This is a genomic window from Streptomyces sp. LHD-70, from assembly GCF_031157275.1.
Classification (GTDB): Bacteria; Actinomycetota; Actinomycetes; order Streptomycetales; family Streptomycetaceae; genus Streptomyces.
On record NZ_JAVIFW010000026.1, the window covers coordinates 25,370 to 48,946 of the forward strand.

General features: G+C 69.0%; 21 protein-coding genes. 18 read left to right on the forward strand and 3 right to left on the reverse strand.

Annotated features, from left to right (window positions below; genetic code table 11):
* Nucleotides 1–103 precede the first annotated feature (103 nt).
* The 16 genes from RCO28_RS34320 to RCO28_RS34395 all read left to right on the forward strand — a co-directional run bounded on the left by RCO28_RS34320 (nucleotide 104) and on the right by RCO28_RS34395 (nucleotide 16,491).
* Nucleotides 104–433, forward strand: coding sequence for a hypothetical protein (locus RCO28_RS34320; protein WP_308945270.1), 330 nt, complete (start codon nucleotides 104–106; stop codon nucleotides 431–433).
* Nucleotides 433–984 carry a hypothetical protein gene (locus tag RCO28_RS34325; protein ID WP_308945271.1) on the forward strand — a complete coding sequence of 184 codons (552 nt, stop codon included), beginning with the start codon at nucleotides 433–435 and terminating at the stop codon, nucleotides 982–984. The genes RCO28_RS34320 and RCO28_RS34325 overlap by 1 nt, the downstream gene beginning before the upstream one ends.
* Nucleotides 984–3,278 (forward strand): hypothetical protein, encoded by a 2,295-nt coding sequence (locus tag RCO28_RS34330; protein ID WP_308945272.1) that lies wholly within the window; start codon nucleotides 984–986, stop codon nucleotides 3,276–3,278. The genes RCO28_RS34325 and RCO28_RS34330 overlap by 1 nt, the downstream gene beginning before the upstream one ends.
* The gene (locus tag RCO28_RS34335; protein WP_308945273.1) at nucleotides 3,278–4,216 is read left to right on the forward strand and encodes a replication-relaxation family protein; all 939 of its coding nucleotides are present in this window, start codon (nucleotides 3,278–3,280) and stop codon (nucleotides 4,214–4,216) included. The genes RCO28_RS34330 and RCO28_RS34335 overlap by 1 nt, the downstream gene beginning before the upstream one ends.
* Before the next feature lie 459 nt (nucleotides 4,217–4,675).
* A complete protein-coding gene (locus tag RCO28_RS34340) occupies nucleotides 4,676–5,278 on the forward strand; it encodes a hypothetical protein (protein WP_308945274.1) in 603 nt (200 codons plus the stop codon).
* 11 nt (nucleotides 5,279–5,289) lie between these two features.
* Nucleotides 5,290–6,150 (forward strand): ATP/GTP-binding protein, encoded by an 861-nt coding sequence (locus RCO28_RS34345; protein WP_308945275.1) that lies wholly within the window; start codon nucleotides 5,290–5,292, stop codon nucleotides 6,148–6,150.
* A gap of 37 nt (nucleotides 6,151–6,187) precedes the next feature.
* Nucleotides 6,188–6,895: an SAF domain-containing protein gene (locus RCO28_RS34350; protein WP_308945276.1), complete on the forward strand. Its 708-nt coding sequence runs from the start codon at nucleotides 6,188–6,190 to the stop codon at nucleotides 6,893–6,895.
* A 6-nt stretch (nucleotides 6,896–6,901) separates the two neighbouring features.
* On the forward strand, nucleotides 6,902–7,798 hold the full coding sequence (locus RCO28_RS34355) for a hypothetical protein (RefSeq protein WP_308945277.1): 897 nt from the start codon (nucleotides 6,902–6,904) through the stop codon (nucleotides 7,796–7,798).
* Entirely contained in the window at nucleotides 7,791–9,470 is a 1,680-nt protein-coding gene (locus RCO28_RS34360; RefSeq protein WP_308945278.1) for a CpaF/VirB11 family protein, read from the forward strand. The genes RCO28_RS34355 and RCO28_RS34360 overlap by 8 nt, the downstream gene beginning before the upstream one ends.
* Nucleotides 9,470–10,396: a type II secretion system F family protein gene (locus RCO28_RS34365; protein WP_308945279.1), complete on the forward strand. Its 927-nt coding sequence runs from the start codon at nucleotides 9,470–9,472 to the stop codon at nucleotides 10,394–10,396. The genes RCO28_RS34360 and RCO28_RS34365 overlap by 1 nt, the downstream gene beginning before the upstream one ends.
* Nucleotides 10,393–11,298: a hypothetical protein gene (locus RCO28_RS34370; protein ID WP_308945280.1), complete on the forward strand. Its 906-nt coding sequence runs from the start codon at nucleotides 10,393–10,395 to the stop codon at nucleotides 11,296–11,298. The genes RCO28_RS34365 and RCO28_RS34370 overlap by 4 nt, the downstream gene beginning before the upstream one ends.
* A 52-nt stretch (nucleotides 11,299–11,350) precedes the next feature.
* Nucleotides 11,351–11,542, forward strand: a complete 192-nt coding sequence (locus tag RCO28_RS34375) for a hypothetical protein (protein WP_308945281.1) — start codon at nucleotides 11,351–11,353, stop codon at nucleotides 11,540–11,542.
* 96 nt (nucleotides 11,543–11,638) lie between these two features.
* A complete protein-coding gene (locus RCO28_RS34380) occupies nucleotides 11,639–11,971 on the forward strand; it encodes a pilus assembly protein (protein ID WP_308945282.1) in 333 nt (110 codons plus the stop codon).
* Nucleotides 11,968–12,414, forward strand: a complete 447-nt coding sequence (locus RCO28_RS34385; RefSeq protein WP_308945283.1) for a TadE/TadG family type IV pilus assembly protein — start codon at nucleotides 11,968–11,970, stop codon at nucleotides 12,412–12,414. The genes RCO28_RS34380 and RCO28_RS34385 overlap by 4 nt, the downstream gene beginning before the upstream one ends.
* Nucleotides 12,411–12,848: a pilus assembly protein TadG-related protein gene (locus RCO28_RS34390; protein ID WP_308945284.1), complete on the forward strand. Its 438-nt coding sequence runs from the start codon at nucleotides 12,411–12,413 to the stop codon at nucleotides 12,846–12,848. Before RCO28_RS34385 ends, RCO28_RS34390 begins: the two co-directional genes overlap by 4 nt.
* A 4-nt stretch (nucleotides 12,849–12,852) precedes the next feature.
* Nucleotides 12,853–16,491 carry a LysM peptidoglycan-binding domain-containing protein gene (locus tag RCO28_RS34395; protein ID WP_308945285.1) on the forward strand — a complete coding sequence of 1,213 codons (3,639 nt, stop codon included), beginning with the start codon at nucleotides 12,853–12,855 and terminating at the stop codon, nucleotides 16,489–16,491.
* A gap of 761 nt (nucleotides 16,492–17,252) precedes the next feature.
* Here RCO28_RS34395 and RCO28_RS34400 read toward each other — a convergent pair.
* Nucleotides 17,253–18,641 (reverse strand): DUF2637 domain-containing protein, encoded by a 1,389-nt coding sequence (locus tag RCO28_RS34400; protein WP_308945286.1) that lies wholly within the window; start codon nucleotides 18,639–18,641, stop codon nucleotides 17,253–17,255.
* A 446-nt stretch (nucleotides 18,642–19,087) separates the two neighbouring features.
* On the opposite strand from RCO28_RS34400, the gene RCO28_RS34405 reads away from it, so the two are divergent.
* Both RCO28_RS34405 and RCO28_RS34410 read left to right on the forward strand, forming a co-directional pair.
* On the forward strand, nucleotides 19,088–20,020 hold the full coding sequence (locus RCO28_RS34405) for a ParA family protein (protein ID WP_308945287.1): 933 nt from the start codon (nucleotides 19,088–19,090) through the stop codon (nucleotides 20,018–20,020).
* A complete protein-coding gene (locus RCO28_RS34410) occupies nucleotides 20,020–21,006 on the forward strand; it encodes a hypothetical protein (protein WP_308945288.1) in 987 nt (328 codons plus the stop codon). The genes RCO28_RS34405 and RCO28_RS34410 overlap by 1 nt, the downstream gene beginning before the upstream one ends.
* Before the next feature lie 519 nt (nucleotides 21,007–21,525).
* Here RCO28_RS34410 and RCO28_RS34415 read toward each other — a convergent pair.
* Nucleotides 21,526–21,933: a hypothetical protein gene (locus RCO28_RS34415; protein WP_308945289.1), complete on the reverse strand. Its 408-nt coding sequence runs from the start codon at nucleotides 21,931–21,933 to the stop codon at nucleotides 21,526–21,528.
* A 308-nt stretch (nucleotides 21,934–22,241) separates the two neighbouring features.
* On the reverse strand, nucleotides 22,242–23,441 hold the full coding sequence (locus RCO28_RS34420; RefSeq protein WP_308945290.1) for a ParA family protein: 1,200 nt from the start codon (nucleotides 23,439–23,441) through the stop codon (nucleotides 22,242–22,244).
* Nucleotides 23,442–23,577: the final 136 nt, after the last annotated feature.

Here is a 23,577-nt window from a genome sequence, read left to right on the forward strand (position 1 = left end):
GACGAAGAATTATGGCTGGCGGCGGTCACGTTTTCGGTGGATCGGCTCCTTGGGCTGGCTGAGAGGGCGGCGCCCGGCCGCCCGGATCCTGGGAGCGGCGGCTATGTGTGCGTCTTCTTCGGTGCCCGAGTCCGACTGCGGCCGTACGGATGCGGCGGTGGATGCGCTGGTCAGCTGGTGCGGCTGGCTGATCGCCGGTGTGTTCGTGGTCGGGTTCGCTCATGGCTGGTGGTGGGGCGGTGATCTCACCAACCTGCCGTTGATAGGCGAATCGGCGGCGCGGGCCGCGACTGAGCGGCGCGGCTGGCCCTGGGTGCCGGTGCTCACGGCTCTGTGCGGTGCGTTCCTGTTGCGGCGTGCCTGGTGTGCCCTGGCGGGTCTGGCGCTGGGGCGCCCGGCCCGACGGGGAACTACAGCGACGGGGCGGCGCTGATGCCGGACGTCGTGACGTGGTTCGCGGATCTGGCTGATCTACCGGAGCAGGTCTGGCAGTTCGTGGTCCAGGAGCGGTGGCTCCTGGCCGGTGGCCTCGTTGCCTGCGGCGTCGTGTGGGCAGGGGCCGGGACGTGGTGGTGGGCGCGGGGACGCCGCGCGCTCGCGGACCGGGTGGAGGTCGACGTGGTGCCCTCCTCCGAATTCGACCCGACCTTTGAGTCCATCGAACGGCACGCGGCTCGGCTGTCGCGCGTGCCGGAGGCGGCGGGCTGGCTCCCTCGGCGGGCGCGGGCCGTACGGATCCGCCTGCTGTGTGAGGACGGTGAGCTGGTGTACCGCCTCGAGGGCCCGGCACGGGCCGGGGCGCTGCTGCGGCTCCCGGCCTTTCCAGGCGTCGACATGGTCGATGCCGGCGGCCGCGGCAGCGGGGGCGTGCCGCAGATCCACTTCGAAGGAGTGCCCCCGCTCCCCCGCGATGTCAGCTCGGGTTCGGCGTCCGAGGCCGACGAGGACGTCGTCGGCTCGGCTTCCAGGAAGGAATTTCCGTAGTGGCAACCGTGGTGCTGGACAAGCGCGCCGGGCGGCAGGGGTCTGCTGCCGCCGAGCGCGGAGGTGAGCCCGTCCCTGTGGTGAAGGAGGGCGAGCTTTATGTGGCGCGGGCGGAGTTGGTGCTCGCCCGGCCGGACCGGCGGCGCCTGGCGGCTGCCGACCTCGAGCCGGATCCGCTGGAGGTGATGGCGGCAGCGTGCGCGCACGTGAACCGGGAGCATGGCGAGCAGGCCGAGCTGATCGTGGACCTGGTGCCGGTGCCCACTCGGGCGGTGGAGCGGTGGCGGCGCAAGCTCATGCGCAGTGCGGGGCGGCGGGGCCCGACCGCCTACGGGGAGCAGGTCGGCGGGGCGGGCGGGAACCGAGGCGGAGGGATGTTGGCTGCGATCGTGGAAGGCCTCAACGGTGGTTCTTCGGTGGGCAGTCGACCAGCTCGGCGCCTTCCACGGCAGTCGGATCTCGCTGACGGGGTGGGGAAGTTCTTGCCGGCCGCGGACACGAAGGTTTTCGCGGTCCAGGTGCTGGTGCGGGTGAGTGCGCGGCATCCGGCTCAGGCGCAGGCGCGGTTGCATCAGGTGATGGCGGTGCTGGATGCCTGGCGGGGTGAGAACTGGTGGCGGCCGGTGGGGCCGCGGCGTACGGGGTGGCGGCCGTACAGCAACGTGTGGTGGCGCCGTCGCAGTTTCGATCGCAGGTATCTGAGTGGGGAGTTCGCGCCGGTGCGGCGGCAGTGGGTCACTGCGAAGGAAGTGGCGGCGCTGTTGAAGCCGCCGAGCGTGCAGTGCTCGGCGGCGAACGTCATGCGCACGGGTGGCGTGGTGCCGCCGGCGCCGCCGAAGTTGCCGGAGTGGACCGGGCAGGCGGGCCTGGTGCCGTTGGGGCGGGTGACCGGCGCCGACGGCAGGACCCGCTTGGCCGGGGTTCCCCAGAAGGACGTCCTGTTCGGGGCGTCGCTCGGCAAGGCGGGTTACGGCAAGTCGGAGTTGGCGCTGCTGCAGGCGATCGCGATGGCCTACGGCGGTTTCGGGGCCTGGTTTGCTGACCCACACGGCGCGGCGGTGAAGCGCGCCTTGCCCTACCTGACGCATCCAGCGGTCGCCGAGCGGGTGTGGCTCATCGACCTGAGCGCCAAGGTCCACGACGCGCGGGTGGCCGCCTGGAATCCCCTCGATATGGAAGGTCGAACCGCGTCGGACATCCAGGATGTCGTCGGGGCCGTGGTCGGTGGGCTGACGCTCGCCCAGGGCTGGGGCAGCGGCGCCTACCGGGCGCGGGCGATCCTCTCCCAGGCCGTGCTGGTCCTCACGCACCTGGCGCTGCGGATGTGCGAGCGCGGGCGGCCGGACCTGCAGCCGACCCTGTTCACGATCCACCGCTTGTTGACCGACGAGGAGTGGCGCCAGACGGTCCTCGCTCAACTGCCGCGACGCATCTCCAAGTTCTGGATGACCACGTTTCCGGACTACGAGAAGGGCGCGGTCCCGGTCATCACGCAGACCCTGCAGCTGCTGGAGACCTCGGACAGCCTGCGCGCGTTTCTGGGGCAGCCGCGATCCACCTACAGGGTCCGGCAGGCCATGGACGAGAAGAAGATCGTGCTGATCCGCTGCTCCGGCTCCGGTGCCGGCGAAACCGTCATCACGGCGCTGATGATCTTCGACCTGTTCCTGGCCGGTCTGTCCCGGGAGGGCATCGACCAGAGCGAGCTGGCCACAATGTGGGGCTTCGTTGATGAGATGAGGGCAGTCGACGGTGCCGCTAGTGGCACCCTCGCCGCGATCTTCGAGCAGCTGCGCAAGTACGAGGTGCGGCTGATGGCGATGACGCAGATGCTGATGCGTCTCAACGAGGACACGCGCATGGCTCTGATGCAGAACCAGTCCTTGCTCACGGCAACTGGCGCCGACCACGACGAGGCCGGCTTCATCACGAAGCGGCTGGACGACATTACGCCCAAGACCATCCAGAAGCAGCCCAAGTACAGCTACGTCGCCTCCGCCACGATCAACGGCAAGCGCACCGCCCCGTTCCGGGTGCTGGGCGTGCCACTGGAGGAGGTGTACGCCGACTACCGGCATCCCGAGCGGGTTCCGCTGCTGCTTAAGACCGTGGACCGGACGATGCGCCGTAGGACCGTGGGCGAGATCCTCCTCGACCTCGACGGCGACGAGGAGGGCCGCCGCCCGGGGCTCGACGACCGCATTCTGCGCCACCTCACCGACCCCGGTCCGCCGCCTCAGCGCCGCATGCGCACCGTCTTGTCGAGCACCGATTCCCACAGTGAGGTCCGCTGATGCCCTCGAGCCTCTCCCACCTGGCCCAGCAGATCCTGCCCGTCCTGTACCAGCACCGCCTGGTCGCCACCAGCCAGCTGCACCGCCTGCTCACCCCGAACGCGCGGCGCCCTGTGTACCTGCGCAACCAACTTTCCGAGCTGCGCCGACTCGGCCTGGCCGATGCGACCACCCGCCGCATCACCACCGTCGGACGCCCGCAGCTGTTGTGGTTCTGCAGCTCGCTCGGCGCCGAGCTCGTCGAATCCGCTGGCGAGGTCACCGCGCGGGCCTACCGGATCAGCCCCGAAATCGCCGCCTCCCAGCTGCAGGAGCACACCCTCGCCGTGGTGGAGACCGGAACCGCCTTCGTCACGTGGGCCCGCCACTTCGGCGACGACTGCACGCCCCTGGACTGGGAGCCCGAGCTCGCCCACCGCATCCGGGACGGTGACCGCCTCGGAGAGGACGCGCTGCTGATCCCCGATTCCGTACTGCGCTACACCCGCACCGTCGACGACGGTCTGGATCACCGGCGTGAGCTGTACACGTTCTTCATCGAAGTCGACCGCGGCACCATGCAGATGAGCCGCCTCGCCCGCAAGCTGTCCGCCTACGCCCGCTACACCCAGTACGTACCGCAGTCCGGCCCCGGCCGAGCACGCAGCGCAGCCCCGGGCCGCGAGGCCTGGCGCGTGCGCTACCCCGCCTTCCCCCGACTGCTGATCGTGCTCACGCTCCCACCCGGCCGGGCAACGCAGCGGCGCATCGACGATCTGCGCGCGCTCGCGGCTGCCGACGTACACCTGCCCCACGCGCGCGAGTTGACGGTCGGCGTCACCACCCTGGAACAGCTCCGCTCGAGCGGGCCGTTCACGACCATCGTCACGCCAGTCCTCGGTCCCTCGAGCTCCACAGATGTGCTGATGACTGCGCCTGACAGGGCCGAGGCCGCGTGAACAGGAGGCTCGGCGCGCTCATCCGCCCGTGTACGTCGGCATTGGCGCTGCCAGCAGGCCAACGTGGGCTAAGAGAAGGGACGTTGGGATATGCCGGACCTTCGCGGTGCGTTTTGCTGGCGGCAATCCCAATACCCGGTCAGGCGACCGGGTATCCCTCGGCCGAAGAATCAGGAGTCTTTTCCTGTATCACGGGTTTTGGCCCCTATGCCCCTCTGAACTGCGAGAAGAGGGTGGGGAATTGAGCGGCGATAACGTAGCGTAAGGCTCATGCCACTCGAGCGGAACCGACCATCACGCCCGCAACGTGAAGGACGTTAGCGGTTCCCGAGTCGGCCGGAGCATGGAACGACCACGGGGAGGTCGGGTGACATCCACAGCGCACCATCGCGGGTGCACCGAGCGGTCACAGCGTGGACCGGTACAGCCGACGGCCGGCGGATCGAGGAGGACAAATCGATGACCATCGAACGACGAGGCCAGCGCGCTCGCCGTACCGGCTCCGCTGTTGCGGTGGCGAGCTGCGCCCTGATGCTGCTCGCATCCTGCGGTGGCGGCGAAGGAAAGGGTGACTCCGAGGCGAAGAAGTCGCCGTCTCCCAGCAGTTCACAGCAGGAGAAGAAGCCGCAGGAGTCCAAGAGCCGCGAGGACATTGCCGAGGAAGAGCTGTTGGCTTCCTATCGGCGGTTCTGGGACGAACAGGAGGCGGCCTACGCCAAGGCGAGCGTGGCTGGTACTGACCTGAAGACATACGCGAAGGCCTCTGCTTTCGCCCTGACGCAGACGGACCTGAAGGCGATGGCCTCAGCGGGCCAGATCGCTACGGGCAAGGTGACCGTCGAGCCAGACGTCACATCGCTCAACCTCGACAAGAAGGTTCCGTTGGCGCGCATCCGGGACTGTGTCGACGTTTCTGAGTGGAAGTTGATCGACCGCAAGACCAAGAAGGAAGTGCCGCTCCCCAAGGAGCGCAAGACGCGATATGTGAACCTCGTGACTGCAGAGAAGTGGGGGAAGACGTGGGTGGTACTGGAGACCAAGCCGCAGAACACCGCCTGCTGATCGGAGCTGGGTTGGCTGCTGCGTTCATGCTGGCCCTTCCGACCTCCGTCTCAGCCGCCGATGAACCCAAGCCCTCAGGATCGGCTGGCGGCTGCGAGGTGGTCCGGTTTTGTGTTGGCGCGAGTGTTGGTGGCTCCAAGCCCTCAGGTTCGGGCGCTAAGCCTGCCAAGAAGGGCAAGGGCAAGAGCGGTCCGACCATTCCGTGCTCGGTGGTCAAGATGGATCCGCCGCCTGCGGCTGGGAGTTCTCTGTGGCAGGGGCATAAGCCGGGGGACGGTGCGATTTACACCCGGGTCTGCCCGCAGCAGATCGGCGGGAGCGCGGTCGGGGGTGCTGCGGGTGGTTTGCCCCAGACCTTCTGGGCTGCGAATCCGCCGGCTGCGGTGGATCCCGCACAGCTCGCGCAGGAGGCCGTGGACAAGATGACGCTGCTGGGGCCGGACATCGCGATCAACCCGAAGCCGGGCGGTCGTGGTCTGGTCGGTATGCCGGTATGGATGGCGGCGGACCAGTCGCAAAACACCTGGGGCCCGAACAGCGCGAGCGCATCGGCGGGCGGCCTCACCGCGACCGCGACGGCCAAGGTGACGCAGGTGGTGTGGGACATGGGCGACGGCACGAAGGTCACCTGCCAAGGGCCTGGCACGCCGTACAAGAAGTCCTATGGGTTGAAGACGTCCCCGGATTGCGGCCATGTCTACACCCAGCCGTCCACGGACGAGCCCGGCGGTAAGTACCCCGTCAACGCGACCGCGACCTGGTCGATCGAGTGGCAAGTCGCCGGAGGCGGCGAAGAGTCAGGCCAATTGACGGAGCTGCGCACCTCCAACGTCGCGGTGACCATCGTCGAATCTCAGGCCGTCAACTCGTAACTGCACTATCCCTGTTCGGAAAGGCCCTGCCAGTCTCATGGACACCACGACATCGTTCACGCCGAGCGTGGCGGCCCCGCCCCGTCAGCCGGATCTGCCACCCAGCACGGGCACGAAGAAGCGAGGTCCGCAGCGCAAGTGGTCGCTGGCGGCGTTGTGCGCTCTGGTGACGCTGCTAGGCGCACTGGCAGGGGCGGTCATGCTCAACCGGGCCGGGGACCGGATCGAGGTGCTCGCGGTGGCACGAGACGTGCCGCTGGGGCAGACGATCACCGCGCAGGACGTGAAGACGGTGTCGTTCGCCGAGGACCCCGGCCTGTCCCCCATCAAGGCCGATGAACGGTCATCGGTCGTCGGTAAGCGTGCCGCGGTGGAGCTGCGCAGCGGCTCCCTGTTCACCCGCTCGCAGCTCGTCACAGGGGCCGGCCTGGGCGACGACGAGCAGGTCGTCGGTATTGAGGTCAAGCGAGGGTACGCACCGCGGAACGAGCTCCGCCCCGGGGACAAGGTCTCCGCGGTCGTCCTGCCGGCGCAGGGCGAGCAGCCCACCGCTTCCGGCAAGGCCGGCCAGGAGCAGGCAGAGCCGGAGGCGATCGCGGCGACGGTGACGTCGGTCAGCCGCCCGGATGCCTCCGGTGCGCAGGTGGTGAACGTGGCCGTGCCGGCGGCGGACGGGCCGCGCCTGGCGATGCGAGCGGCCGCGAAGCAGATCGCGCTGGTCCGCGAACCGCGCGGGACGGAGTAACCGGCGATGGCAATGATCGCGTTGGTGTCCGCGGGCGGCTCGGACGGGGTGACCACGTCGGCGACGGCCTTGGCGCTGCAGAGCAGCCGTCCGGTGCTGCTCGCCGAACTCGACATGTCCGGGGGCCGGTTGCGCCATCGTCTGCTCGCCGACATCGAGCGGGCCCCGGGCGAGCGGCTCACCCGGGAGATCGGGCTGCACAAGCTGCCGCAGGCGAACTGGGAACGGGCCGGTGAGGAGAGCGACTTCACGCCGTACGTGTCGCAGCACCTGTGGCCGATGGACGACAGCGATTACCGGGTCGTGCTGCCGGGCTTGACCGATCCGCGTCAGGCGGCGTCGTTGACCTCGGTGTGGCCGACGCTGCTGAACGTGCTGCGGCTGACGGACCAGAACCTGAAGTGGGATGTGCTGGTGGACGGCGGCCGGATGGTCGTGGAGGCCGGCGGGCTGCACCCGGTGCTCACTCCTGCCCCGGTTCTTCATCAGGCCGACCTGGTGCTGCTCGTGGTGCGGGATACCCCCGAGTCGCAGGCCTTCGCCTACTCGATGGCCAAGGTGCTGCAGGCCGAGCTGGAGAAGCACGGTTCGGGCACGCGCGGCCTGGGCGTACTGCTGCTCGGGGACCGGTTCCACCGCGATGAGGTCGGCCACTACTTGGAGATCCCGGTGTTGGGTCAGCTGCCCTGGGACGAGGCGGGGGCTTCGTATGTGATGCGTGGCGGCAAGATGCCGCGGGGTGTGTCCCGTTCGCGGTTGATGCGCTCAGCCCACGACCTCATGGGGCCCCTACGCGAGCATGCGGACCGGCGTCAGCTGCACCGCCAGATGCGTACGCAGGCGACCTCTCCTGCCGCGGCCCGGCTGATGCAGCAGCTTCAGCAAGGAGTACGTCATGGCTGACCGCTGGGGCCGCAAGAACGGCAGCAACGGCACCGGCCAGCACACCAAGCTGGGCGACCTCATGGCCCAGCACGCTGCGCAGACCCAGCAGCCTCCAGCGGCAGCTCCGCCTCCTCCGGCCGTGCCGCAGGCTCCCCCGGCCGTTCCCGCGCCGGGGCCGATGCCCGCCGCGGCACCGCCGCCTCCTGGTCCTCCGGCTCCCGTTCCGTCTGCTGTACCCGCCCCGGCGGCGAGTCCGGGCGGCGTGGAAGCGGTGCAGCAGCTTCCCGGCGCGTTGCCCGTGCCGTGGGAGGAGATCACCACCCTGCGCCAGCAGGTCGCCGACGACGTGGATGCCGAGCGCAAGCAGCGCCGCCGGGCCGGGCAGGAGCTGGCACCGCGGGACGTGGAGGAAGTCACCCGGGCCTCGGTGCGCCGCCGTGTCGCGGCCTGGGCCCAGGAAAGTGTCAACGAAGGCGCCCTCCCGCTGAGCGACGGCGACATGGACCGGGTGCGCACCGAGGTGTTCAACCTGATCCACCTCGCCGGGGTCCTGCAGAAGGTCCTGGACCGGCCCGGGGTCGAGGACATCGTCATCGACGGCGAGTGGATGTGCATCGAGTCGCACAACCGCCCTCAGGAGTGGACTCCGTCTCCGTTCAGCAGCAAGGCCCAGGCTGTCGAGTGGGTCAACCAGATGGCGTCCGCCTCCGGGCATGGCGAGCGGCTCCTGTCCTACGCGAACGGCGCGGTCGACTTCGAGCTGCCGGACGGATCCCGTGTCGCGGCCACCTTGTTGACGCGCAACGTGACCATCGCGATCCGCCGGCACTCCCTGCAGAGCGCGACGCTGCAGGACTTGAGGGATCGCGGCATGGTCGACGAGACGCTGGCAGCGTTTCTGTCGGCCGCGGTGAAGGCTGGTCTGACCATCCTGATCGCAGGGCACCAGGCGGCGGGCAAGACCACCCTCATGCGTGCCCTGGCTCGTGAGACGCCGCGTGGCGAGCGCATCGCGACGCTGGAGTCCGACCGTGAACTCAACCTGGACACCCAGCACTCCACGCCTCACGAGGCCGCGCACGTGCTCAGCTTCCAGGCCCGCGAGGGCAACGGCGAGCGGGACCGCGCAGGAAACGCGATCGGCGAGGTCACCCTCAACGACCTGGTGAGGATCTCCCTGCGCTACAAAGCGAGCCGGGTGATGGTCGGTGAGGTCCGTGGCACGGAGGCCGTGGCGATGCTGGAGGCGATGGCCGGCGCCGGTGTGGGTGGCATGTGCACGGTCCACGCCAAGTTCCCTGAGGTGGTGGTGGAGAGGCTCTTCGTTCCGCTGTCGCGGGCAGGTCTGACCTGGGAGGCCGCCTCCACTCTGATCGCCTCGGCCATCGATCTGGTCGTCTACGTCGACAAGATCGACGAGACCCAGCTGGGCGGACAGGTCCACCGCCACGTCTCGCACGTGTGGGAGACCGCCGGGCTGAGCGAGCGCGGCGGGGTGTCCATGACGAAGCTGTTCGGCCCCGTCGTGGACGAGGACACGCAGCAGATCATCGAAGAACGGGCCGTGCCCACGCGTAACCCGATGAACCCGCGCCGTCTGCGCATGCTCGAGCGCAGTGGCTTCAACCCGCGGTGGCTCCTGTCCGGCGGACAGTGGCCTGCGATGCAATTGCTGGGAGGGATGCGCTGATGTCGCGCTCGGACCTCGGCATGTACGGCCTGGTGATCGGCGCCTGGCTGTCGCTCGGCGTGGTGGCCCTAATCGCGGTCCTGCGGGGCTGGCGGCCGCGGGTCCGTGGCTCCGGGCGGCTGTGGCGGCGCGGACGGCGCGCGGTCCAGGATCTTCCCGCCGGCTGGCGCGACAACTACCGGCTGCTGCTCGCGACGGCCGCCGTGGCGACCGTGCTGGTGTGGGCGCTCAGCGGGTGGCCCATCCACGGCCTTCTCACCGGTGTAGCCATCGCCGGCATGCCATTTGTGCTCTACCCCGGTGGCAGCGAGCACGCTGAAGTGGCCCGGGTGGAGGCGCTCGCGGAGTGGTTGCACCAGCTGTCGAGCGTGCGCAGCGGCGGTAAGCCGCTCGAGCAGATGCTGCGCGAACTCGGAACGGTCCCTGCCCTGTTGCGGCGGGAGAGCGACGCCCTGGCCGAGCGGCTCGCGTCGGGCATGCCGGCGCCCCGGGCGTACCGGCTCCTGGGAGACGACCTCGACAGCCGGATCGGCGACGACATCGTCCGCCTGTTCCGCGATCACGTCCGCAGCCGCGGTCAGGGCCTGTCCGAGGCGTTGTCCGCGCAGGCAGCACTGCTGGACAAGCAGGCCTCCGACCTGCACGACATCGAAGCCGAGCGGCGCAAAGCGCGCAGTGAGGCCCGCCGGGTCAGCATTTTCGCGTTGCTGATGGTCGCCGGGATTCTGGCCAGTCCCTCGTACTCGGCACCGTTCGCAACACCGCTGGGCCAGCTCGGTCTGATCGCCCTGGGCGTCTCGTTCGTCCTGGCGTTGCTGTGGCTGCGTCGCATGGCTCGCATGGAGCCAGAGCCCCGTACGTCGCCCACCGCGAAGGAGCGCGCTGACGAGGAACAGGCCGCTGGACGGTTGGAGGGTGCGGCATGACGCTGTCGGTGCCCGGCATGCTGGCCGGCGCGATCATCGCACTGTCGGCCACACTCGCCGTGCGGGCCTTGATGCCACACCGAGTCTCCCTGGCCGAAGCGCTGCGCCGCAGCCACGACTTGGGGGACTCATCCCCCACGACCCAGGTTGCCGCCCAAGGGCGTGGGCCTGCGGTGTGGGCGGACCGCATCGGCAACCGGATGATGGAGACCAACGCGTTCGTCTCGCGCCTTCCGGCGCGTGACCTCGCGCTCCTGGAGACCACCCCTACCGCTCTGCTGGGACGCTGCGCGCTCTACGCACTGTCCGGGTTCCTGATCCCGCAGTGGTTCATGTTCATCTCCGCCGTCTTCGGACAGGCGTTGCCTCTGTTCGCGACGCTCCTTGGCGGGTTGGTCTGTGCCGGGGTCATGGTGTTCAAGTGCCTGGACGAAGAGCGGAAGAAGGCCAGGAAGCGACGCCGCGAGTGGCAGTACTACGTGGCGTCGCTGCTGGAGCGAATCGCCCTGGCCCGCCATTCCGACGCCTCCGCAGCCGAAGCACTGGTGCGGGCGGTGTCTCCAGGAGAGGGGCGTGTGGAGGCCCGAATCCGCGACACCGTCGAGCATGCCCGCATGGCCGGTGTGAGCGTGTGGAGCTCGTTGAAGACCCTAGGCGACGAGGTAGGGGTTCCCGAACTGGCCCGGCCGGCCGCTGCCCTCGCGCTCGCCGGCGAGGAACGTGCCGCGATCTTTGACCAGTTGAGTGCCCAGGCCGTCGGAGTGCGGCGGGCTCTGCTCGCCGACCGGAAGGGGCAGGCCAACGAGGCAACTGAGGCGATGGCCGTTCCCTCGCTCGTCATCGTCTTCCTCATGGCGGCGTTCATGCTGGTCCCGGCTCTCGTTCGAATCATGACCTTGTAGTGGCCACACGTCTCGTGTGGTGCGATCTCACAGGAATCACATCGGAGGAATCATGAAGCAATTCGCCAAGGCTGCTCGCCGTCATCTGGAAGAGGTGCGGCTTCGCCTCGCGTCCGACGCGGGAGAAGGCAGCGCCTTCAGCTGGGCTCTGGGCCTGTTCTTCGCCGGCACGTTGATGGTGGCGGTGTACCAAGCAGCAGATACGGCGATCGGCCAGAAGATCATTTCGTACGCCGGGTTCTAGGGTTCAAGGACGATGCCCCGTTGTACCCGCATACCGGTTCTGCGCCTGTTCGCGGAGCGCCGCGCTTGGTGGCGCGAGGATCGGGGTGCCCTGAGTTTGTCGATCGCGGTGCCGTTGGCGTTCCTGATGGTGTTCGGACTCATCCAGTTCGGACTCTGGTTCCACGGGCGCAGCGTGGCCCACCATGCCGCGCAACAGGCGGTGGACGCCCAGCGCGTTCATGACGCGGCGCCCGGAGCTGGCGCAGAGGCGGCTCAAGGCTTCCTCGGCCGCATGGGCGGCTCCTTGAACGGCGCCCAAGTTGAGGTGGATATGGAGGGTGACGAAGTGCGGGCCGTGGTGGAGGGGACCGTCATCAACCTGGTGCCGGGATGGGACGGACGGGTCAGCCAGCAGGTCCAGGCACCCGTCGAGAAGTTCCGCCCATGAGCAGCAGAACGCGGGCTCTGCGTGGAGATGCGGGCGGCGTGTCCCTGTCGACGGCGATCTTCACGCCTCTGTTCCTCATCCTGTTGGGCGTCCTGGTGTTGAGCGGCCGCGTAGCGCTCGCGCAGGGCGCTGCGGATGCGGCCGCCCGGGATGCGGCGCGCACCGCCTCGCTGGCCGCAGACCCGATCTCTGGCGAGGCGGAAGCGCAGAAGGCCGCAGAGGCCAGCTTGACCCGCTCCGGGATCCGCTGCACCAGCATCACTGTGGCCGTCGACACGAGCGGCTTGTCAGCGCCGGTCGGTGAGGCAGCGACGGTCACCGCATCGGTGGGCTGCGAGGCGCCATTCAGTGATCTGGCAGTTCCGGGCGTGCCAGGTTCCAAGATTCTGTCGAGCACGAAGACATCGACAGTGGATGCCTGGGCCACTCGGGAGCGATCATGAATCCGGGGTGGTGGGCGCGACGCCGGGCTGGCGAGGACCGCGGGCACCTGGAGCTGTTCTACGCCGGAACCGTCCTGCTCGCGTTCCTCATCATCGGGCTGGTCATCGATGTCGGCACGGCCCTCAACACACGTTCCGAGGCGTACTACACAGCTCAGGAAGCGGCGCGAGCCGGTGCTCAGCAGCTCGATGCCGGGGAGGCGATCTCCGGCGACGCGATCGTGGTCGACCCGGACGGCGCCCAGGCCGCAGCCCGCGCCTTCCTCGACGGCCAGAGCGTCGACGGCGACGTATCCGTATCGGCCGACGGCAAGTCCCTGAACGTGACCGTGCACGACCACCACGAGCCGATCTTCGCGTCACTCCTCGGGATCGGCCAGATCCCGGTTACCGGCCACGGCTCCGCAACACTGCTCCACCAGCCCGGAGGCTGAACTCATGCACCCCTCCCCCGCTCCCCTCACACCATGGCCGCTTGCCTGGCTGCGCCGCCTCCTCGCCCTGGCCGCTCTCGCCGGTCTGCTGGCCGGAGTGCCCCTGCTGCTCCTCGAGTTCGGCACTCTGCCCGTCGGCGTGCCCTCCATGGAGCAGGCGCAAGACGCGTTGAGCGGCCCCGACGACGGCACCTTGTTGATGACCGTCCTGACCTTGAGTGCGTGGCTGTGCTGGCTCTGGCTGGCCATTCCGGTAATCGCCGAAGTCGCCGCCGTCGCCGCGCGGAAGACGACCCCGCGCCTTCCGGGCATGGGTACCGGGCAGCGCCTCGCGGGATTCCTCCTGGGCAGCATCATCCTCGCCTCGCCCGCAGCCGCCGCCAGCGCCGCCACCCCCGCGGTCGCAGTCACCGCCTCACACGCGCAGGCACCCGAGTCCTCATCGGCTCACACCGCAGCCCCTGCCGGGCAGCATGGCGCTCAGGGCGACCTCGCCCGTCAGGCGGCCTCCCCCGCCCCCGTACGCCCGCAGTCGGATGCGGTGGCGCAGTACACCGTTCCGGAAGGGGGAGCTACCTGGTGGGACCTGGCCGAGCGCCTCCTGGGCGACGGGCTGCGCTACGGGGAGCTGCAGAGCCTCAACTCCGACCTGCCGACGACGAGCGTTCTGCCCGCCGGCACGGTCGTGTCCTATCCCGGCACCTCCGCGGCCGCGCAGACCACCGAGGAAGGCGAGGGGCCTCGCTCGCAACTCGCCGCCGCCGAGGCCGTGTCCGCCGACGAGGGCTCCACATACACGGTTGAGAACGACGACAGCTTGTGGGGCATCTCCGAGGAGCGCTACGGCGACGGCACCAAGTACAAGGACATCGCCGCTGCGAACCAGAACGTCATCGACGACCCCGCACTCATCTACCCCGGCCAGAAGCTACAGCTGCCCACGCTCGACGACAGCGAGACGGGCGGAGCGGGCTCCCCGGCCCAGCGCGAGCCCGCCGAGCCCGCCGAGCCGGAGGCCCCCCGGCCCGCGCCTGACCGGACGGAGGCGCCGCAGGAGTCGGCCACGCCCGGCGGAGAGCAGGAGGGCGAGGGCAGCCCGGAGTCGCAGGCTCCCGGCGGCCACGGCCAGGACGACGAGGAAACGAGCACACCGCCCCCGTCGGAAACTCCGGCGCCAGAGGAGACGGAGGAGCCCGAGGAGGGCGGTGCCGCGACTCCCTCGGCTCCCCCGACGACGATCCCGGCCGGCGGCGCGGACGACGCCACGCCCACCACGCCGCGGCCGGGCAGTGAGGAGACCAGCCCGGGGACGGACAGGGACGGCGCCACGGCCACCGACGAGGAGGACTCGTCGCTGGTGGCGGAGGTCCTCGCCCTGTCCGGCGCGGGCGTCCTGGCCGCCGGGGTGGTGACCATGCTGGCCCGCCGCCGCGTGCACCAGCAGCGCGAGCGTGCCCGCGGCCGACGCATCGCAATGCCCCAGGGCGGGGCCGCCGATACCGAGGCCCGCCTGCGCAGCGTCAACGTCGTTACTGAACTGGCGCACCTGGACGTCGCGTTGCGTACGGCCGCGCTCGAGTTCGCCGAGCAGCAGCGGCCGCTTCCCGACCTGATCGCCGTGCAACTCGGCGCCGAGGGTGCCGTGCTGCACCTGTCCGAACCAGCCCCACCCGTCGCTCCGTTCACCGCCGAACCGGAGCACCACCAGGTGTGGTGGTGCCCGGCCGACAGCACCGAGCTGCGCGCTCCGGAGGAGACCGGCGAGGTGGATGCTCCGTATCCGGGGCTGGTCGCGCTCGGCGAGGACGGGAACGGGGGCATCGTCCTGGTCGACCTGGAGCGATTCGGTGCCCTGCACCTGACCGGGAGCCTGCGCGAGGGGTGCTTCCGTGCGCTGGCCGTGTCGCTCGCACTGTCCCCGCTGGCGGGTCAGATGGAGGTCCTGGTCGCAGGGGACAACACCGCACCGGGGCTGACGCTCTTGGACAGCGAGCGGGTGAGTCTGTACGACGACTTGGACCAGGCGGTCCGGGCGGTGGCCGCTCACCACGACGAGCAGCAGCAGGCTCTCGCCGGCGCCGGCGTGGAGGACCTGACGGCGGCGCGGCCGGTCGAGGAGGTGGCCGAGCTCGCGCCGATGGTGTTGCTCGCTGACCTCGACGCCTGCGGTGAGCCGGACGCGGAAGGCCAGTTGTGGGAGGTACTGCAACAGACTCCGCGTACCGCGGTCGCCGTCATCACCTCCAGCGAGGCCGCGCTGGAGGAAGCGGCGCATCCGGTGTGGGTCGTGGACACGGACAACGTGGAACTCGCGGTGCCTGGCACGCCTGTGCGGTGTGTGGTGGCCGCCTGCTCAACGGAGGAGTACGCCGACGTCGTCGAGTTGGCCCTCACGTCCTCCTCACCTGACGTTCCCGCCCCCGCGGACACCGAGGTACTCGAGCCTGCCGCCGCGGGCCCCGCACCAGTCTCCGCTCAGGACGACTCCCCCAGCGACACGTACGGCCTTCCTTCAGCGACTCCCTCACGCGCTGCGTCGGATGACGTACCGGCAGGTGCCGAGGAGCCCGTGCGCGCTCGTACTGTGCTGGCCGGCCTGGCGGAGCTGGGCGACGATCTCGAGGAAGTCGGCGAGCTGCATGGGCCCGAGGAGAGTGAGCCCGAGGAAGAGCTCGCGGCCGCGGACAATTCGGTGGGCGCGGACGAGGCGGACACCCCGTCGCTGCGGAAGGACGAACCCAACAGCGCGGAGGCCAGCGGCGCTCCGCCAGCTGGTGAAGCTCAGGATCTACCGGCCGCGGCAGCTGGGCCTGGCGACGTGGTGCTGCCCACCGCCGTTCCTACTCCCCGCGTGACCGCTCGCCTCCCCGAGCTGCCGGCTCCAGCCCAAGGTGCAGCAGGGGCAGGGCCTCGGGTGCGGGTGATGGGCACGGTCACGGTCGAGGGAGCGCGGGGGACGATCCAGTCCAACCGGCTGTCGATCGCCCTTGAGTTGGCGGCCTGGCTGGCCCTGCACCCGGGCGCCACCAGCCAGCAGATCATCGAGGTTCTCGCCCCCAACGGCCGTCTCAGCCGCAACGTTCACAACACCCGGCTGAACGAGCTGCGCCGCTGGCTCGGTGCCTCCGCCGACGGCACCCGGCATCTCCCCCACGTCAACTCACAGCCCGACCGCAAGTACCGCCTCATGGGCGTCGAGTGTGACTGGCTGCAGTTCCAGTGCCTGGTCTCCGACGGGCTAACCCAGCCCGGCCAGCAGGGGCAGCGGCTGCTGCACGACGCGCTCGCTCTGGTGGAGGGCCGGCCCTTCGCCGGGATCCCACCCCACCGGTACACGTGGGCCGAGCCCCTCGTCCAGGACATGATCGCGGAGATCGTGGACGTCGCCGAGGAACTCGGCGAGCGATGCCTGGCCGACCATGACCCGCGCGGTGCCCTCTGGGCCGCGGCCCGAGGGCTCGGCGCCGCCCGGGAAGTCGAGAGCCTGTGGCGGATTCGCTTCCGCAGCCTCCACCTGCTGGGCGAGAACGAGGAACTCCGCGCCGCGATCGCCGAACTGGAAACCTTGCTGATCGAGCTCGGCACGAGCATGCACGAGGAGACCGCGGAGACGCTCCGGATGCTGCAGGCCGCCCACCGCTGAGACCGATGGGTGGCCAACGGCCGTCGGCCACCCATCGGTCGGTGGCGATGAGCGATGGCCGGTCCGGTGCCGGGATGTTGCCGCCCATCGGCCTTCGGCCATCACCCATCGGTCAGGGGCCATCGCTCGGCGGCCGGTGGCCGATCGGTGGCCATCGGTCACCGGCCATGGCCGCACACGATCCCCCGGCCCATCGCTCTGCGTTGGCCGCCCGGATCGTCACCCGCCGTCCAACCGCAGCCAGCACGACGAGCGCGGTGACGCGGGCGGCGGTTGGCGCGGCCCGCCATCGGCCATGGCCGCTCGTTCCCGGCGGCATCCGTCCACCACCCGGTCGTTGTCGTGCGTGCGGTAGTCCGGCGCGACTCCCCCAGGCGCTAACCCTCCTGCTCTGACCTTCGGGTTGAGACTCACCCAAGGGCTAACCCACCTGTGCTCAGCGGCTCGCACTCACCGTTGCAGGCCTCCGGTACGGGTGTTGGGGTTCAGCGGCGACCGCAGGGATCGAGCGAGTTCGGCGGCCGTTGTCATTCCGCTGAGGCCACTCCCCAGACCTGTTGAACGGGTGGGGGGAGGGCAGCCTCTACAGCGGCCGCGGACGGCGGTCGCCGGCGGGCGGTGGTCGTCGACGGCAGGTTGTTGGAGCCATCGGCGGTGTTGGACCCATCGCTCTACCATTGGCCGAATAATTGATTTCTCAACTAATCGGCCACGGGTGGGCGCCCCTCCCCCGACGGGCCGTCGCCCGTCGGACGGCTCGGCTACGACGGGTCCGGCACCGACCGCAGCGGCCCGAATCGCGCCCGATCCTGTGCCTCGATCCAGGCCCGTGCCCTCGTCGCGCGGCGCCGCGCCGTACGCTCCGACAGCTGCAGCTTCCGGCCGATGGCCGCCCCGCTGAGCGACGGGTCGGCCTGCAGCAGGACCACCACCTCGCGGAGCTCCTCGTCCTCCGGCAGGTGCTCTGCGACCTCGTCGTGGTCGGGTTCGAGCGCGAGCTGCCCCTCCATCACCATCGCGGCCACAGCGGGCCTCGCGGCGTAGCCCCGGTCACCCACTCCCCCGTCGGGAGTACCGTGCTCCACCACAGCACCCCCCACGGCTCCGACCGTGAGCGGCCACGCCTCCATGCCGTCGAGCGATGCCAGCCTGGCCGCATCCAACTCCTCGCCGGACATCGGAGGCTGCTCGGCTCCTCCGGCGCCAGGCTCACCGGCCTGCGTGGCCGACTCCTGTGCTGGCACTTCGTCCTGGGCGAGCGCTCCCGCCGCGTCAGTAGCCGGCTCAACGTCGACGCCGGCGAAGTCCGCGGAACCATCCCCCGACACCGCCCCCGTCGCTGCTCCCCCGACGGGCTCCGATCCATGGCCCACCACGGGCCCAGGCTCCAACTGGCGCTGTACCGAAACCTCCTGGACGGGTGCGGGCGGCAGGAGCGTCGGCTCGATCCCGGCGGCGGCGAGGCCTGCGGGCGCGGTGTCGGCGAGCGGTACGCCGTACTTCGCGAGGCGCAGCGGCATCAGCGATTCGACGGGGGCCTTGCGGCGCCAGTTGCGGCCGTAGCGGGAGCGCAGCCGGGCCTGGTAGACGAGGCGTTCCTGTTCGAGCTTGATGACCTGCTCGTACGAGCGCAGTTCCCAGAGCTTCATGCGGCGCCAGAGCAGGAAGGTGGGGCCGGGGGAGAGCAGCCAGCGGGTGAGGCGGACGCCTTCCATGTGCTTGTCGGCGGTGATGTCCGCGATCCGGCCGATCGCGTGCCGCGCGGCCTCGACCGCGACCACGAAGAGGATCGGGATGACGGCGTGCATGCCGACACCGAGCGGATCGGGCCAGGCCGCGGCGCCGTTGAACGCGATGGTCGCCGCCGTCAGCAGCCATGCCGTCTGCCGCAGGAGCGGGAACGGGATCCGGATCCAGGTCAGAAGCAGATCGAGCGCGAGCAGCACACAGATGCCCGCGTCGATGCCGATGGGGAAGACGTACGAGAAGTCGCCGAAGCCCTTCTTCAACGCCAGTTCACGCACGGCCGCGTAGGACCCCGCGAAGCCGATACCGGCGATGACCACCGCCCCGGCGATCACGACACCGATGAGTATCCGGTGCGTGCGGCCCAGGGCTATCCCCTGTCGGCTGTTCGCCTTGCTCGGCACTGCTGTCTCTCCTGTCTCACTTTAGGAGGACACCTTGCCACGTGAGGTGGAAGAGAACACGAGGAGGTAGGTCCAGGGTGAAGCTTGGACATGGCGGTGGCGACGTGGGCGGGCTGCTCCGGGCATCTGCGGAGCGTAGGCCGATCGCGCCGCTGGAGCGGTGCGTACGCGGGTCGGCCACGTGTAGCCGAGGGGCCGAGAAGGCAGTTGGACGCCGGCGCGAGTTGTCTGCGTCCCCCAGGTCGAAGGTGCCGAGCGCGGTTGGCCTCAACGGGCTGATAGTCCAGCGCACTTGAGCCTCATCGCCGCATTCTGGGCTGTGGGCTCGACTCCCCAATTGGGGAGTCGAGCCCACAGCCCAGTTCTTGCAAGGGGTGACGTGTGCCAGGATGCGGGTGCGTGGTCCATCCGGACTACGCGAGAGGCATACATGAGGAGTCGTTCCGGTGCTGAGCGAAGTGGCGGCGGAGCTGGTAGAGCCCCCCGCGAATTCCACGGTGATCGCGACGGGCAAGGGCGGTGTCGGGAAGTCCACCGTCGCGGCGAACCACGCCGCTCGCCGTGCGGCGTTGGGGCTGCGGACCCTGTTCATCTGCGTGACGAGTCAGGACGACGACGACCTCGGCATCAGCCGGTTCGGGCACGGAATTCGGCCTGACGGTCCTTCCGTTCTGGATGGACAAGGGCTGTACCGCGCACTGCACGACCGGACGCCGCTGCTCCCTGTGCGCGAGGTTCGGCCGAACCTCGACGTCGTGCCAGGCGGCGAAGTCGTCGGTGAACTGGTGCAGCTGATGACCATGCGCATGATGAGCGAAGGCATCAGCGTGGTGACATCGCTGGCCCGAGCCCTGCAGCCGATCGCCGTCTGGTACGACGAGATCGTCTTCGACAGTGCCCCGGAGAACGACGGCCTCGAGCAGCTCGCCCTGGCCGCTGCCCGGACGTTGGTGGTTCCGACGCGCTCGGACGACTCGTCGATAAAGGGCATGCAGCGCATCGCGCGAAACTACAAGTCCGTTCGCACTCAGATCAACCCACATCTGCGGGTCGCAGGGGCCTTCTTGTACGGCTCCAACCCGAGTGCGACCTCGCTGCACCAGGAGGTTCGTGAGGACGTCCTGGAGGTCCTCGGGGAATCCACTCCTGTGCTGTCGACGGTCGTGGGCTACCGGGAGAAGCCTGCCCGCAATGCCCGCAAGAAGGGGCTGACGTTCAGCGAGTACGCGGAGCTTCTTCCGACTTCGGCTCGGAGCTACGACGTCGCGGCCGGACGGGCCAAGGAGGCGGACGTGGTCCCGGACTCGATCCGTCCTCTGGCCAACGAGATGAACAGCCTCAGTGACGAAATTTCCGAGTTCTGCAGGAAGGCAGCCTGATGGGGGCATTCGACTTCGACCCGACATCCGCACCCGCGGCTGGTGGGGGCCTGCTGAACGGGCAGCTGCCCGGACTGCGCCAGGAGGCAACGGTCGTCGTAAAAGCACCGGTCGGCACCAGCCTGGATTCCATCCCAGCCCCCCGCCCTCCCGAAAGCAACGGGCCCCTCTCTCCTGAGGAGCAGAAGACGCTCGACGCCTGCAAAGCAGGCATGGACAACCTCCAGAACGCTTTCTGGGTGGCCGGGAAGAGCCTGGAAACCATGCGGGCCGGCGAACTGCACCGCGACGAGGGCGTGGCGAACTTCGCCGAGTACGTCTTCCAAAACTGGGAGGTCTCGGAGACAGTCGCCTACCGGCTGATGGACGAGTGGAGAGTCGGTGACGCCCTGGCCAAGCTGGGCTACCGTCCCCGCGAGGCTCAGGTCCGCGTGCTCACGGGCGTCAAGAATCAGGCCGGGGACGATGCCGCAGTAGCGGTGTACGACTCCGTGGCGCGTACCGGAAAGCGGGTGACCGCGAAGCTCCTGGGCGAGGTTGTCGAGAAGCTCCCGCCCCTCACCTCCGAGTCCTCTCCCGCAGCGATCGGCAAGCTTGTACGTGAGGCACTGCAGCCGCCTGCTCCTGATCGTGCTGAGTCCGAGATCCAGTCGGCCACCGCTCCCCCGGCGGGCGCGTCAGCTGACGGAACGGGCACCGAAGCCGTTCCGGACATCACTTCCTTGGGTCGCAATTCCGACTCCCCAATTGGGGAGTCGGGCTCGCAGGCCAGTAATCCCAAGGGCTCGTCCTCCGCGGCAGCGGATCTGCAGCAGCTGAACGCCGCGCTCGCCGTGCTGAGCTCGGTAGAAACGAAGATCAGCAAGCCGCTCGTCCGGCGCGCGCTCGAGCACGATCCAGAGACAGCTCAGGTTGTCCTGAAGGAGATCTTCGATTCTCTGAATCGGATCGAACGGACGCTGACCGTGCGGGGCGCGAAGGACTGAACTCCGCACGGACGTCAAGGAGGGGCCAGGACTCTGTGCTTGGCCCCTTCCTTATGTGCGGAGTTGCTCCCACCCTGGGCATCGCGACTGGCGGGAGGGACGGATACGGGCAGCAGGATCACCGAGACTCAGAAGCCTCCCAGGATCGGCGCATCGCCCTTTGAGAACGCCACCGCGCGGCTCGGAGGTGCAGTTCCTTACGCCAGATGTGGACTCCCCAATTGGGGAGTCGGGCCCACAGCCCAGTATTCCCAAGGGGCCTTCCCCTCCGAAGGACCTCCAGAAGCTGCTCTCAGCACTCGCCTTGCTGAGCTCGGTGGAACTCACATCATCAATCCGGGCGTGCGGCGCGCCCTCGAACATGAACCGGAGACGGTGCAGCGGGCAATGAGGAGATCGTCGATCCGCTGAACAGGATCGATCCGACGGTCGCCGTACGCGGGGTCAAGACCTGTTCCTGCGCAGCGAGTTCAGAAGGAGGGCCAGGCCAAGCGTCCTGGCCCTCCTCGCATCGTCCGGTCAGCTGCGCCCGTTCCCTTTAGGGAGCTGAGGAAGGAACGCGTCCAGCACCGCGTCGAGGAAGTCGCTGCGATTCGGGAACCCGTACCAGGTACAGAAGGAGTCGTAGAGCGCGAGCTCCTGCCGTGAGGGGCGGAAGCTCTGCTGACGCGTGTGCTTGGTGCGGCCGAGTTCCGGTCGGCGCGCGGGCACGACGTCGAAAAGGCCGTCCTCGTCGTGGTCTTCCTCGTCCATCGTCGGCTGTTGCCGCTCCTGGACCTGCCGGAGGAGCTTGCTGAAGAGCTCTTCACGTCGGGCGTGCAGGAAGGCGCGTCGTACGACGACGGCGTTCGACGGTGTGGTGCCCGACGCCCGGCGCTTGAGCACCTGGTAGTGGTCGAAGCGCCGTTGCAGGCCGTCGCGAATCATGATCGTGCACTGTTGCGTATACCGGCCCGCCTCGCCCAGTTGCGGTGCTGGAGGCTCGCCCGCTCGTTTCGTCTGCCCCGCCTCCGTGGAAGTGAGGCGCGGTCCGGGACCAGCTGAGCGGCGTGGTTCTTGTGCGGGTTTCGGAGCCGCGGGAGTCGGGGTCGGCTCAGCAACTGACACCAGCACGGCCTCCGCTTGTGGCACGCGGGTGCCGAGGGCGCTGGCTGCGGCGGCCGCGAAGGCTCCGAGGGTGCCGTCATCCTCAGGGAGCCCACCATGAGGCGTGCTGTTCTGCTTGGTCGTCCTGGTCATGCGGCCCTTCCCTCTTGATCCTTCATGGCCCTCATGACCTGCATGACTTCGAGGGCCAGGGACTGGTAGTCGCCCGCAAGCTGACTCATGGAACGCTGAGCGGCCCGGTCGAGGTCCTTCGAGTTGCGGAGCTCCTGTGGGACTTTGCCCGCCTTGCGACAGGCCACCGCGGCTGATTCGACGTGGCGGATGGTCTGCTCGAAGACCGGGGCCGCGCCCAGCAGGTCGCCCTCCAGCTGTTCGCGGATCTCGCTCTGGATCCTCGTTGCCGAGCTGTTGGTGGCGAACACAGCGACACCGAGCAGCCGCAGGAGCGGGTTGAGTTCCGCTGCCGTCGCGAAGCGCTGGGCCACTGTGCGTAGGCCCTTGCGGCTGGACGGATCGCTCTTCGTTGGGATGAGGACGAGTTCGCCGCCGGTGAGAGCCTGGAGTTGAAGCGGCGCGTTGCCGGGGGCGACGTCGAGGATGATGACGTCGTACAGGTGCCGGACGCGTTCGATGGCGGCGGCGTAGAGCCCCATCCAGACCTGGCGATCGAAAGGACCTTCGAAGCGTCGGGCGACGCGGCGCTGGCAGTACAACTCCTCGACGACCTCTTCGAGGGCCAACCCTCCCGGCAGGACGTGCAGGTTCGGGCGTGCTTCCCCGGTCGGGGTGAGCAGCTTCCCGTCGAGGATCGCGGCGGCCTGGGCTTCGCCGTTGTCGGCGAGTCCGAGCGCGGACAGACCGAGGTCCTCAGCGTTGTTCCCCTGCTCGTCCAACTCGCCCAGCAAGACCTTCAGCCCGATCTGGGCGAGGGCAGCTGCGAGAGCCGCTGCGAGGCTCGACTTTCCAACGCCGCCCTTGCCGTTGATGACGACGATGACCTTGCGGTCGATCGCGTTGTCCTGGACGAGGCTCAGACGGCGGAGAAGCGCGCCCTTCACCGCGTCTAGGTCGACGAGGTTGAGCTGGCTCACGTCCAGACGCACGGACATCACTTCCCGCCATGTTGAAGGCATCTCGTGAAGCCAGACATTAAGAATGATCAGATGCGTGACACGGGTGGCGCGCGGATGCGTGCTCCGCAGTCGCCCTGTTGGAGCAGTCGGTCTCCTGTGGAACGCCGGACCGCTGCAGGCAGCCCGATGCCCGACTTTGGGCACGCCATATAGGACGCCGACTAGCACCGTGGCTGGCACGACGAGGAACGGCACAGCCGGACTCCCCAATTGGGGAGTCGAGGCGATAGCCCAGTTCTCCCAAGGGGTCTCCCCGCGCTTGGGGATGGTTCGTTGGCCCGCGCGCTTTGGCAGCGGGAAACACAAAAGGGGCCTGCTCCTCCGGAACGCG